The organism is Acinetobacter sp. CY81, from assembly GCF_059515925.1.
Genome location: NZ_JCAKNC010000001.1, coordinates 313,993 through 328,242, shown reverse-complemented (window position 1 = coordinate 328,242; position 14,250 = coordinate 313,993). Strand labels below are relative to the sequence as shown.

General features: G+C 36.8%; 6 protein-coding genes and 2 pseudogenes. 2 read left to right on the top strand and 6 right to left on the bottom strand.

What is annotated here, in order from left to right:
- Positions 1-92: 92 nt before the first annotated feature.
- From AC5YDM_RS01550 to AC5YDM_RS01535, 4 genes and pseudogenes are all read right to left on the bottom strand, one after another.
- On the bottom strand, positions 93-3,356 hold the full coding sequence (locus AC5YDM_RS01550; protein WP_496150368.1) for a type I restriction endonuclease subunit R: 3,264 nt from the start codon (positions 3,354-3,356) through the stop codon (positions 93-95).
- A complete protein-coding gene (locus tag AC5YDM_RS01545) occupies positions 3,353-4,729 on the bottom strand; it encodes a restriction endonuclease subunit S (protein WP_496150367.1) in 1,377 nt (458 codons plus the stop codon). The genes AC5YDM_RS01550 and AC5YDM_RS01545 overlap by 4 nt, the downstream gene beginning before the upstream one ends.
- Positions 4,729-7,047 carry a type I restriction-modification system subunit M gene (locus AC5YDM_RS01540; protein ID WP_496150365.1) on the bottom strand — a complete coding sequence of 773 codons (2,319 nt, stop codon included), beginning with the start codon at positions 7,045-7,047 and terminating at the stop codon, positions 4,729-4,731. The genes AC5YDM_RS01545 and AC5YDM_RS01540 overlap by 1 nt, the downstream gene beginning before the upstream one ends.
- Before the next feature lie 1,388 nt (positions 7,048-8,435).
- Positions 8,436-10,655 (bottom strand): annotated as a pseudogene (locus AC5YDM_RS01535) (type I restriction-modification system subunit M); the annotation flags it as partial.
- Between the two features lie 164 nt (positions 10,656-10,819).
- Between AC5YDM_RS01535 and AC5YDM_RS01530 the strand changes: the two are divergent.
- Both AC5YDM_RS01530 and AC5YDM_RS01525 read left to right on the top strand, forming a co-directional pair.
- A complete protein-coding gene (locus tag AC5YDM_RS01530) occupies positions 10,820-11,833 on the top strand; it encodes a competence protein CoiA (RefSeq protein WP_496150364.1) in 1,014 nt (337 codons plus the stop codon).
- Positions 11,834-12,237: 404 nt separating this feature from the next.
- Entirely contained in the window at positions 12,238-12,483 is a 246-nt protein-coding gene (locus AC5YDM_RS01525) for a hypothetical protein (protein WP_496150362.1), read from the top strand.
- A gap of 540 nt (positions 12,484-13,023) precedes the next feature.
- Here the strand turns inward: AC5YDM_RS01525 and AC5YDM_RS01520 are convergent.
- A complete protein-coding gene (locus AC5YDM_RS01520; protein ID WP_496150361.1) occupies positions 13,024-14,091 on the bottom strand; it encodes a PoNe immunity protein domain-containing protein in 1,068 nt (355 codons plus the stop codon).
- Between the two features lie 4 nt (positions 14,092-14,095).
- Positions 14,096-14,237, bottom strand: a pseudogene (locus AC5YDM_RS01515) (hypothetical protein); the annotation flags it as partial.
- Positions 14,238-14,250: the final 13 nt, after the last annotated feature.

Below are 14,250 nucleotides of genomic sequence, written 5' to 3'. Positions count from 1 at the left end.
ACCGATATCTTTTTGATCAGCATAATTAATTTTAGAAACCTTATTCACATCACCCTCTTTATATTTCATTCAATATTTTAAAAAATACGTTGTCAGTAACCCTGACTATCTCTCCTCACCAACACATCATAAATAATATGCGCAAACTGCTTCATCTTCGCAGGATCGCTCATCAACTGCGTCATTTGCTCTATATGAGCTTCATTACTCTCTAACACGGCATCATCAAGCGCCGTATCAAACTCACCTAACATCGCTTGTTCACGTGTATTATTATGAATCTGCTTCATCATGCGTGAGTTTTCAGACATTTTATCTGCCACGGTATGCACATAATTAATCATATCTTGATCAGTTAGCTTATCTGTCACAAACAGCTCATTCACACGGCTTAAAATCACGGACAAAAAGTCTTCTTTCTTATCCTTAGCTTTCGCTGTCCCGACATCATTGGCAGGATCCAACTTATGCTCAGTGCTATTGGCTTTAAGCTGAATATCTTGTTGACGTAGCTTCGACAAGCGGTAATGACTCATTGCAACATTACTGAGATCAATCTCGTCCTCATCCGCCACTTGCTCACGAAGCATTGGACGTAAGTTTCGAGCAAACAGACTAAGTTTCTCTAGGTCTTTATCGTCATACTCAACAATTTGAGACATGAACTCATAGAAACGCGTAAAGCTCCCTAAGTCTTTCTTGAAAATTTCCAAAGCATCACGCGCTTTCTTCGCTTCTGTAAATTCATTTTCAGCATTGGCAATGAGTACAGGCTCACCCGTTCGCTTGGTAATGTCTAAACGGTTTTTTGTGACATCGTAATCATTCACTGCTTCTTTATATCGCTGTTGCCAGCGTTGCAATGCAGGCTTACAAATGTTTGAGAGAGCTGCACTGGATTTATTTTTGCTATAGAAGGCATCAACAAACTGTTCTACTTCCGTCCAGAGGAAAATACCTGAGGCTTTGAGCTTGGTACACAAATCATATATTTGATCTGGATTAGACACATCTGCCAGCTCCGCCGTCTGATAATACGGTTGAAATGCATCAAGAATGTCTTGTGGCTCATTAAAGAAATCCAGTACAAAAGTACCTGATTCAGCTTTAGCAGGATAAGTACGGTTCAAGCGAGATAGAGTCTGTACGCATTCGACACCACCCAATTTTTTATCCACGTACATGGCACAGAGTTTGGGTTGGTCAAAACCAGTTTGGAATTTGTTCGCCACAATCATCACCTGAAAGTCATCGCTATCGAATGCCTTACGCATTTCACGACCTTTCAAGTTTGGATTCATATTTGCTTCAGTAAACTTTTGACCTAATAAATGGCTACTGTCTGCATCATTCTGATTAAATTCAACATCACCTGAGAACGCCACCATCGCTTGGATGTTGGCATAGTTCTGTTCAGCAATGTATTTATCAAAGGCTTGCTTATAACGTACCGCTTCTTTACGTGAACTGGTCACCACCATGGCTTTGGCTTGATTGTTGAGTAAGCCCATCACATTCTTTTTAAAATGCTCAATAATGATATGCACTTTTTGCGAGATATTATGATCGTGTAAGCGTACCCACTGGTTCAGCTTGGTCTTGGCTTTCTTGGCATCAACCGTTGCATCTTTTTCTTCGATTTTCTGTTTGAGCTTATAGATGACTTTATAGTTAGTGTAGTTTTTCAATACATCTAAAATAAAGCCTTCTTCAATCGCCTGACGCATTGAGTAAACATGGTATGCCACAGGAATATTGGTTTTTGACGGCGGCATACTTGGATCAGGCAAGCGACCAAAAAGCTGTAGAGTTTTATCTTTAGGTGTTGCAGTAAAAGCATAGAAGCTTAAGTTGGTACTGCCCTTACGTGAAGCCATGACTGCATCAAGTACATCTTCAGAAGACAGCTGCTCATCTTCTTCACGTTCTTCAATCATCAAGGTTTCTTTAAGCTGACGCGCCGTAGAACCACTTTGTGATGAATGGGCTTCATCGGCAATCACGGCGTATTTACGCTCTTTGAGACTGGTGCTGTTTTCAATCGCACGCAGTACAAATGGGAAAGTCTGAATAGTCACAATGATAATCGGCTGTGCCATTTCCAAAGCTTTAGCCAATTTCTCCGATTTTGAGCCGTCACCTTCTTTATTGTTAATGCGTCCCACCACGCCATCGGCATGTTCAAATTGATAGATGGTATCTTGTAGCTGTGCATCTAAGATGGTGCGGTCAGTGACCACAATCACTGAATCGAACATCTTTTTATTATTAGCATCGTAGAGGCTAGAAAGCTGATGCGCCGTCCATGCAATCGAGTTGGATTTACCTGAACCTGCACTGTGCTGAATCAGGTATTTTTGCCCTGTGCCTTCAGCCAATGAATCCTGTACTAAGTTATTGACCACTTTCCACTGATGATAACGTGGGAAAATCAGACTTTCTTTTTTGTATTTACGCCCTTCCCAATCTTCTTTTTCTTCAATTTGCAGGTGGATAAAGTTACCGACAATATTCAGTAAGCTATCAGGTGTTAAAACTTCATTCCATAAATAGCCAGTTGCATATTCATTTGGATTTTCAGGAACGTCATTGCCTGCACCTTGATCCTTCGTGCCTTTGTTAAATGGTAAGAAGTAAGTGCTATCACCATTGAGATGTGTCGCCATATAAACGTCATACTGACTTACGGCAAAATGCACCAATGCGCCACGTTTAAACATTAAGAGTGGTTCAGGCTTATTGGTTTCAGGGTCTTTGGGCAAGCGCGTTTTGCGATACTGTGTCATCGCATTTTGCACAGCTTGTTTAAACTCTGACTTGAGCTCCATGGTTGCCACAGGAAAGCCACTGATAAACAGTACAAGGTCAATGCGCCATTTTTTGGCTTGTTTACCTGTTGCCTCGAACTCTGCTTTGTTGGCGTATGGGCTATAGACCAATTCAGGTACAACACGGCAGATGTTTTGTTTATAGCGTTCATTCAGTTCAGGGTTTAAGCCATGTTCGGGTTTAAACTGACAAAATGAAAAACGTACCCCACGTGTACGGATACCATGACGCAACACGCCCAATGTGCCATAGCTACGAGATTCAACATCGGTGGCGTTGATATTGGCTTTTTTCAGTTGTGCCTCGACCGTTTCTAAAAAATGGCGTTCGGTGTCATTGGGGAAAATGCTTTTAAACTTTTGCCATTCCTTGTCTTGGGTCTTTTGCACAAAGTCTAGAATGTCTTGCGTATAGAGGGCTTTTTCACGGTTGTAGCCTGTGCCTGAACCTACAATCCAACCGTTTGCTTGCATTTGGGCAATGATGTCTTGTTGAAAAATGGTCTCTAAAGTTGCATCCGTTCTCATGCGCCAAACTCCGTTTTAGCCTCATTATTTTTATTTGGATTCTGCCAATTGCGTACGTCAATTTTCCCTGTGACCGCAGAGGAAATAAGCGCTGTACGGCGTTCTTGCATCAGTTGAATAGCGGATTCAGCTTTACCAATCAAAGTGTTTAGTTCATTAATTTTATTATCTAAATATTTAACAATCTGTAATTGCTCTTCCACGAGCGGAAAAGCAAAAATTAATCCTCTTAAATCTTTATAGTAAATAGCTGCAACGCTAGTAGTACCTTTAGCTATAAGCCTTAACTGGCTTAACCCTAAATCCGAATTAAAAAGATAATTTACATACTCAGATAAATAGCGGTTTTCATAAAAACTGACTCGTAAAATATTAGAGTTATACAATGCTTTATTTAACTCTTCTCGCCAAATGGAAACTTTGCCGACTAAATCTAGACTATTTCTTGTATTAAATAAAAAATCTCCCTTCTTTAGGAAATGCTCCTCTTCGTAATTTTCATTAATATTTAGCCTTTCCACTTTTGATAGATTAATTTTTCCACGCCCCAGATTCCCCATTTTTATTACAGGGATACCATCCTCTTCTTCTCCTGCAAGATAATTGCCACCTAATACAGCTTGTCGATTAGTAATACCAAATTTAATAACTCCCCAATGCTCAGGCACTTGCCCTAACCATTCCACCCCTGAATCCTTCATTGTTACATCAGGATTTAAACCTTTGGTCACGGCATGGCTAATCACCGCTTGACGTTTTTCTTTAAGCAGTTCAATCAGCTTTTCTTGTTTGGCAATTAAAGTATTGATTTTTGCCACTTCACAATCAAGAAAATTAGATATTTGATTTTGCTCTAAGAGGTCAGGAACAGTAATAATTGTATCTTTAATATCTTCAGCATGAATATTTTGGTTTACTCCACCATGTATATTCTGCTTTACCGAAAGTTGAAATGAGTCTGACAAACATAAATATCTTAAATAATCAGGTTCGAGTTTTTTACTCATGAATCTAAATCTAATTAAGTATGAAGCATAAATTAGGTCATCATAGTTTTCAGTTATGACCCCAAAAGATCCTGCCCCGCCTGTTCTTGCAAATACAACATCACCTTTTTTTAGTTTAAACAAATCCGTAGATTCAGTTTCATTTACCATAGGGCAATTTTGAGTCTCAATTTCGCCCAAATCACGTAAATCAGTAATACGTAACAGTTTAAGCCCCTTATCTACATAAGCCTCCGTAGTGTAATACCCTTGACGGTGGTCTATTAGATATCTTCGAACTGATGCTATCTCCCAATGTGCAGGTACTTGACCTAAAAATTCAACACCTGAATTTTGATATTCAGCATATTTCTCATATTTAGCCATTAAGAATGCACCTCTTGCAGAAGTGCCATAATTTCACGGCTTACCGCATCTAAATCCGCATCAATCTCGCTTAAATCACGTGGCGGTTCATACACATAAAAATGACGGTTAAACGGAATCTCATAACCCACAATGCCAATTTCGCTATCTTGCGCATCACGCTTATCGGCATTGATCCATGCATCAGGCACATGCGGTTGTACCTCACGCTTAAAGTAAGACTCAATTAAATCAGTGGTGCTGATATTAGGATTTAAGGCAATGTTTTCCGCATCACGTAAATCACCATCTTGCACAAATTCAACCACTTTGCCGTTATAGTTAAACTGACCATAAAGCGGATTTTCAGCACCTTTCACCACTTTATTGATGACAGGTTCAGCATCGGCATTTTTCCATGTAATGGCATCAATAAATTGCTTTTTCTCTTTGGTTTCAAGTTTGACATTGGCATCTTTTAAAGCTTGCTTGAGTACCTCATCAAAGGCATTAAAGTCATCACATTGCGCCGTGCCAATTTTCGCTTGTAGGGCTTGGGCTTTATTCAATAAAGTGCGTTGCTCTAACCATAGTTTTGGCTCAAGTACGGTCTTAATGTCTTTCTCTTTGAGTTCGCTAAATTCAGCTTTAATCAGCGCACGAATCTCGGCTTCATATTCAGCTAAATTGTCATAGCTGTCTGCTGTCCATGTACTGCCATAATCGTCATAGAGCTTTTGCATGACGGCATTAAATGGCTTCGGTGCAAAACGTAAAGTTGCAAGACGCTCATCACTCACCTGTGCCGATAAACGTAGCGGACGCTCAATGGTCACACGGCGGTAGCCAAACTCGTAACTATTAAAAATTTTGCTTGAGAAAGTCTTCGCCGTCTCAGTTTTAGGACTTGCCGATTGGCGACCACGATTGGATTTTACATCGGCAGGTTTATCCAGCTCACGGGCATCCATGACCTCAAAATTGCCATAACAGCGCGTAATCATCGCAATATCGTCTTCGCTCATTTCATTACGTTTAGAGCCAAGAGACTTACGCATTTTGCTATACAGGTGAGTACCATCAATCAGTTGGACTTTGCCCTTACGCTCAGCATCTTTTTTATTACTGAGTACCCAAACATAAGTCGCAATACCCGTGTTATAGAACATATCGGTGGGTAGCGCGATAATGGCTTCTAACAAGTCAGCTTCTAAGATATAACGGCGGATTTCACTTTCGCCACTACCAGCACTACCAGTAAACAACGGTGAACCATTGAGGATGATACCAATACGACTACCTTGATCATGATTATCTGTATCACGCATCTTGCTAATGAGGTGCATTAGGAACAATAACGAACCATCAGAGACACGTGGTAAACCTGCACCAAAACGACCTTCAAAGCCTTTTTGTTCATGCTCATCTTTAATATCAGACTCAATCTTCTTCCAATCCACACCAAAGGGTGGATTCGATAGCATGTAGTCAAATTTCTCATAGGCAAGTTGGTCATTGGAGAGCGTATTGCCTAATTTGATGTTGCGTACATCCTGACCTTTAATCAGCATATCTGCTTTACAAATGGCGTATGACTCAGGGTTTAACTCTTGACCAAAGACACGCATCACAGCATCAGGATTATGCTCACGTACATATTCTGAACCCGATGATAGGAAGCCGCCTGTACCTGCCGTTGGGTCATATACAGTACGAATAATGCCATCTTTGGTTAAGGCATCATCATCTTTACCAAACACCAAGCCTGTGGTTAAACGCACAATGTCACGTGGGGTAAAGTGTTCCCCTGCTGTTTCATTTGAACCTTCAGCAAAACGGCGGATCAGTTCTTCAAAGACCAAGCCCATTTCATGATTCGATACCGCACTTGGACTTAAATCTGTGTTGGCAAATTTCTGTACCACTTTATAGAGCAAGTTGGCATCATCTAAGAGCCCTAAAAATTCTTCAAATTTAAAGTGTTCAAAGATTTCACGTGCATCGGCTGAAAAGCTTTGAATATATGTGTTTAGGTTAGAACGGATATCTTTTTGACCCAAACTTCCTAAATTTAATTCTGAAGTATTACAAAAACTTAAACCTTTAGTCACTTTAAGAAGCATTTTCTCTTTGGCTTCTTCAGGCAGTGGCATTTGTTTGACATTTTCATAGGCTTTAAGCACATCTGCTTTACTCGGTGCAAGTACGCACTCTAAACGGCGTAATAGCGTAAACGGTAAAATGACACGCCCATATTGGGATTGTTTGAAGTCACCACGAAGTAAATCAGCTACTGACCAGATGAATGCAGCAACCTGTGAAAAGTTATTATTTGTCATTAAAAAACCGCTTGCCTAATGGCTGTGAAACTTGAAAATTCTAGGAGTGATTGTGCCTTAAATAACTTAATTAAATCCATCAATTAAGATGGATTTTCACTACATTTAGCTTTAATAATATCTAACTCTAAAAATTTATCTGTTACTACATTTGGATAAGGACATACGTATCTTAATTTTTTTTCATCATTATCAATAATAGAGTCACTATAAAAATAGAAAGCTTTTATTTCACTCTGTACCATTGATTCCTCCAATATAAGAAGTGGAAAAAGCTCTACAACTGAAATAGGTTCACTACTCTCCAAATCACCTGTTATTAAATATAATTTATTGGAAATTAGAGGATTTAAAGTCTTTATTTCTTTTGATTTACAAGGATTAATACCTAATCCCTTTAACACTTCAACTTCATATGTAAATACTTTTCCATCAAATTTACATTGAATAGGGCTTATTAAGGTTGTGTAAGAAAAAAAGCTTCGCAGGATATTTTGTGCTTTTTCATTAAATACATTGATAGAATTTAAAGTACTACTTACAGCAAAAGCAGAAGGAAGTCCCCTATGGGCTATGTCATTTCTCAAAAAAGTAGTATCCTTAAGCAATTGAATTACTTCTTTATTTAAAAAATACGATAAGATTTCCTGTTGTGAGAATTCTGGGTTTGCCTGAATCAATTTATTCATTTGATAATGACTAAAACCCATAGATAAAGACTTCATTGAGTCATTTGTTTTATCATAAAAAACATCTACTTTTGGTGCATGTTTACCAAATACAATAGCTATCAAGTAAACTCCCAAAAATTCATAGAATTTTGTGTATGCTTCACACTTATCTCGACCATTAAATCTTGACTCAGCCAATTCCCACAGAATAGCCAAAGGCGTGGGAAGCATCGATGAAAACTCATTTTCATATCTTTCAGCAGCCTCTAAGTATGGTCTGATTTGATATTTATTTTCCTCAAAACTATTTAAAGTGGAATTTTTTAATAAGTTTATTTTTTCAAGTACAACTTCACACTCTTTTAAAAAATCAACAATCTCTAATTGCTTCTTTATTTCTGGAATATTAATTTTAAGATTTATCCAATTATTAAAATTTATACTCCTTATTGCAGAAACTGTATTCACTGAGCTTTCCAACCAATCCTTTCCTTCTGGTAAGGACAAAAAAATATTATAATACTGATAGTTTAATACACTACTATCTACATTAAATTTAGTTAAATTTAAACTGTAGCTTTTATCTTGAATATCAGAAAAAAGTATTATTTCCCCAGAATACCTATTTAATACAAATTCCCCATTTTTATCTGTATTAATTAAATTTTTAATCCGAAATATATTTCTATCTCCAATTATAAACTCCTCATCTTTGATAAATTTAAGATGAAAATCTATTGAATATCCTACAGTTCCAATTTCAGCATCTTTATTATCACGCTTATCGGCATTAATCCACGCATCAGGCACATGCGGTTGAACTTCACGCTTAAAGTAAGACTCAATTAAATCGGTAGTGCTGACATTTGGGTTTAAAGCAATGTTCTCGGCATCACGTAAATCGCCATCTTGTACAAATTCAACCACTTTACCCTTATAGCTAAACTGACCATACAGCGGATTTTCAGCACCTTTAATGACTTTGTTTACAACAGGTTCAGCATCGGCATTTTTCCATGTAATGGCATCAATAAATTGCTTTTTCTCTTTAGTTTCAAGCTTGATATTGGCAGCTTTTAACGCTTGCTTGAACACATCATCAAAGGCATTAAAGTCATCAAACTGCGCTGTACCTATTTTAGCTTGTAAGGCTTGGGCTTTGCTTAATAAAGTGCGTTGTTCTAACCATAGCTTTGGCTCAAGTACAGTCTTAATGTCTTTTTCTTTCAGTTCGCTAAATTCGGCTTTAATCAGCGCACGGATTTCAGCTTCATATTCATTTAAATCGCCATAATTATCTGCTGTCCAACTATTGCCATAATCATCATACAGCTTTTGCATCACGGCATTAAACGGCTTAGGTGCAAATCGTAAAGTGGTAATACGCTCATCACTCACCTGAGCCGATAAGCGTAAAGGACGCTCAATAGTCACACGGCGGTAGCCAAACTCGTAACTATTAAAAATCTTGCTTGCGAAGGTTTTTGCAGATTCATTTTTAGGCGTAGCAGATTGACGACCACGATTCGATTTTACATCGGCAGGTTTATCTAGCTCACGGGCATCCATCACTTCAAAATTGCCATAGGTACGTGTAATCAGCGTAATATCATCTTCGCTCATCTCGTTACGTTTAGAGCCAAGCGATTTGCGCATTTTGCTATATAGATTAGTACCATCAATCAGTTGTACTTTGCCTTTGCGCTCGGCATCTTTTTTATTACTGAGCACCCAAACATAAGTCGCAATGCCTGTGTTATAGAACATATCCGTTGGTAAGGCGATAATTGCCTCTAACAAGTCAGCTTCTAAGATATAACGGCGTATTTCACTCTCGCCACTGCCTGCACTGCCTGTAAAGAGTGGCGAACCATTGAGGATAATCCCAATACGGCTACCTTGCTCTTGCTCGGCATCTGGCTGACGCATCTTGCTAATCAAGTGCATTAAGAATAATAACGAACCATCCGACACACGTGGCAAGCCTGCACCAAAGCGACCATCAAAGCCTTTTTGCTCATGCTCAGATTTAATGTCATCTTCAATCTTTTTCCAATCTACCCCAAATGGCGGATTCGATAGCATGTAATCAAACTTTTCATTTGCCAATTGGTCATTTGAAAGCGTATTACCTAATTTGATGTTACGTACATCCTGACCTTTGATCAGCATATCTGCTTTACAGATCGCATAAGACTCAGGGTTTAACTCCTGACCATAGACACGGATCACTGCATCAAGGTTATGCTCACGCACATATTCTGCACCTGATGATAAAAACCCGCCCGTACCTGCCGTTGGGTCATATACCGTGCGGATAATGCCTTTTTTTGATAAAGCTCCATCATTTTTACCGAACACTAAGCCTGTAGTTAAACGTACAATATCACGTGGGGTAAAATGCTCACCCGCAGTTTCATTTGAGCCTTCAGCAAAACGTCGTATAAGCTCTTCAAATACTTCCCCCATTTCAGCATTCGATATAACTTGATCACTAAGATCAATAGAATTCATTTTATCTACTACACTAAACAATAGATTGGTACTATCTAATAAACGGATGAATTCATAAAAATTAAAGTGTTCAAAAATTTCACGAACATTCTCTGAAAAACTAGCAAGATACATATATAGATTATCACGAGTGTGATATCGACTTAAGTTTGAGAGGCTAAATTCAGAAGTGTTATAGAAGAATAGTCCTCTAGTAGCTTTTAAAATAAATTCTTCCTGAGCTTCTTTAGGCAGTATGGGGTTTATTGTTTTACTGGCTTTCAATACTTCATCTTTACTGGGTGCAAGAACACACTCTAAGCGGCGTAATAAGGTAAATGGTAAAATGACACGTCCGTATTGGGATTGTTTAAAGTCACCACGAAGTAAATCAGCTATTGACCAGATGTAAGTTGCTACTTGTGAAAAGTTATTATTTGTCATTATAAACACCGCCAGCGAAGTCGCTGTAAAACTTGAAAATTCTAGGAGTGATTGTGCCTGATTTACAATGGGTTTTACTAGCTTTAGAATGAGACAAAAGACGTTTAATTAGTAGAATAATGGGCTTTCTCAGTATTATTGAAAACAAAGAAATTTACAGCTTCATGCTGAATAATGAACAATGGGATCGCCTAAAAGAACAATATAAAAAGCTCAATATGCATATGCCCTGTTGTCAAACTCGTGCTATTCCTAAAAAGAGTAAACTTGGTACACAATATTTTGCCCACCTTCCCTCCAGCCATTGCAGTGTACATTCAGGAGAAAGTCGTGAGCATCAGTTCTGTAAATATCTCATCTTAAAATACTTGTATGAGAATGGATGGACTGTCACACCTGAGTTCCGTGGTCAAACGCCATCAGGTGAAATTTGGATCGCAGATATTTATGCAGAGAAAAATAAAACTAAACTAATTATTGAAATTCAATGGTCGCCTCAAAGTATTGAAGAGACCAAACGTCGTCAAGATAAATATATTGCGTCAGGTATTCGAGCAGTTTGGTTTATGCGAACGACCCAGAAAAATAAATGGGATGTTTTAGACTATCAAAGCTATGAACTTCCTATATTTTCCATTTGGCTAGATAAAAAAAATCACCAATTGATGGCAAGTGGTGCATTTAACAATTGGGATGAATTTGATTTAGTTGAAATTGAGTTTATTCAATTTTTTGAATCACTCATGCAAGGTGCAATTCAGTACTCATTAAAACCTGAATCCACAAGATTCATGCAACTTACGATGAATACAGTGACTTGCTGGAAATGTGGTATTAATACCAACACGATTATGGATGTTAACTATTTTATTCACTACCAAGATAAAGTAATAAAAATAGGTCGATTAGGCATTGAGAACATTTCTAGTACTCATTGTGAAATTTTAAACAATCCAAAATTATTACAAAAATATCAATATGGTTATATTGTTAAAAGATTTAGTTACACTAGAAAAGAATCATATTTGTCAGGTGGATGCTTTCACTGTGATGCCCTTCAAGGAGCACATTTTAAATATACAGAGCGTGATGAAAAAAACATGATCCATAGTAAATATTTCGAAATTAAAATTGATCATAAAATCGAAATAGACGGACTTTGGTATTATCTTTTATAATTTATTTGTAGGACAGTGATGACTTATACATAGTAAAAAAATATATAAAAATCAGCAAATATATTACAAAGAATATGCTCAATCTTAGTGATTTATGACGTAACAAAGATCAAGATTTATACACTTTATGACGTAACAAAGATTAAAAAACATGCTGGTTATGACGTAACAAAGCTCAAAAAGAGCCCCGTTTATGACGTAACAAAATTTTTCATTGAAATTTTTTAGGTGAGTAACAGTAGTCTTGCATAATTTTTAAGCAACCGGTGAAATTAACTCCTGCTCTCAAAAACTGTGAAAATAATTTGTCTTTCGTATTTTTTCTAGACTCTTGTACTGTTCATGTGCTGCAAAATAATAAATATAAAGTTATTTTTATATTTCAATGTTTTGGAAATATTAAAATGAATTATGAACTTTATATCAGCAAACATATTAAAGAAATTGGATACCAACTTATTAGAGATTTAAACCTTCACAACGGCTCTGATTTAAGTGGTTATTTATCTGTTAATCACTGCTATAAAAATCATGATGCATTATTAATTTGGCTTCAGAAGGAATATGGGGAAAATGAAATCCCCTTGGATTTAAATAAAACTAAAGAAAAATTATTTCAACATTTACCCGACTCTATGATTAACTATTGAGATGGTTCCTCACATATCCTTTGTGTTGTTTAAAATCAAATCTAAAAATCGCTAAATAAATTGACTAAAATCTATGGATAATTTCAAATTTACTTTTTTATTAAAAAGACTAATGATGTAATCAAAGATATAGATAGTCTTATATTTAATGCTAGATGCAATAGTAAATTACTTTACTCCACAAATGATAAATTATCTTTAGATTATCTCAGACCTGCATAAAGCATTAGAGGATGCTTTATCATCTGCTAAAGATGATTTAACAAATGTAGGTATAAAAATCCTTTTTATTGACGCTAATCCTAAGATCTAAACAGCCAAAATCAATTGATTTTATTGAAAAATATTTTTGGTATTTTTAAATAATGTAATGAATATCCACCGATTTAATACATACCTTCTAATTAGATAAAAAGTGAATTAGCGAGGAACTTATGAGAACTAAAAGAGACACTAAAGAATTCAAAATTAAAGCTATTAATAAGCTATCGACTAAGAATATTATTCATATAAAATATTGGCCCGAAGGGCATATTAAAATTAGTCCTCACCATCAAAATACCAATATACTTCCCCCCAATCGGTCTCTGATAGGGTTGGTAAAATATCATCTTTATTAAAGTACTGACGCTGATTTGGCTTAGCAGGTGTCGTCCAATAACCCATTTTGGGACATTTTTCACCACCTTTGATTTTAATTTTTTCTATAGTGGTTTCTGCTGAAACTGATTCAGCTTGCGATCTAGCAAAATCTACTAAATCTTTTGGATAAAATTGATGGTCTCGATAAGTTAAATCGTCAATATCTAGTAGCCATGTCACTGCTGCTGCTTCCCATGACCAATAACCAAAATAACTGATACCTGATCTAATATCAGGTTGAGGATGCTGATCATGATAAGGTTCACGACGACTAGCTTCATACCAATCTTCTAAATATTGCAACATCATTGCTGGACGCTTTTCAGCATCAGCATCAAAAACTTTAATAAGCTTACGATAAGGCAGATGACGACGTGCATCTTTAGGTGGCGTCCCTCGATCTGTTACAAATGGAGCAATCAATCGCTCGATTAAGCCATCTTTTTCCTGCCCCTCAGGAGTTGCTTCCACATAATCGATAATTGGCATAATTCGCTTCATTTGATCTGCATATCCTGCAAGTAAGCCGAAGCAAATTAAACGTAAAGCAATATACCAATAATCTTCTGTTCCCAAGGAAATATGCCAGACATAACGTCCACCTGCATCAGGGCTTAAATTATAAAGATGACTCGTTTCAGCATATTCTTCTGTCCAATGAAGAAGATACGGGTAAAGTTCTTTTATGAAATTTAAATCACCACCTGCTGAATATTGTAATGACATCAAATCTAATGCATCTCTCATTCTTTGGTGACCAGATGCTATATATCCACCAAACTTAGAATCATTTTTATAATGACTGAAACCATCTACAACGGTATATAGTCCATTTATAAGTTCTTCAAAATTTTCATGATAATCTTGGGCATTTAAAAAATTATCTCTAAATTTTGTTTCATCATTAATCTCTAGAAATTGCCATTTTTCCCAATCTATTTCTTGATCATTGACTTGTAACGACATTGTACTATCTCTCCAACATGTTATTGGGTAAAACAAATTCTAATTTTATTCCATGTGCAGTCACTGTTCGTGTGCATTTGGGTTTATTTAAACCTTTTACATTTTTCATGATGATCAAATTTATCGCCTGTAATTATGACTAGGCTTTATCATAAAAAA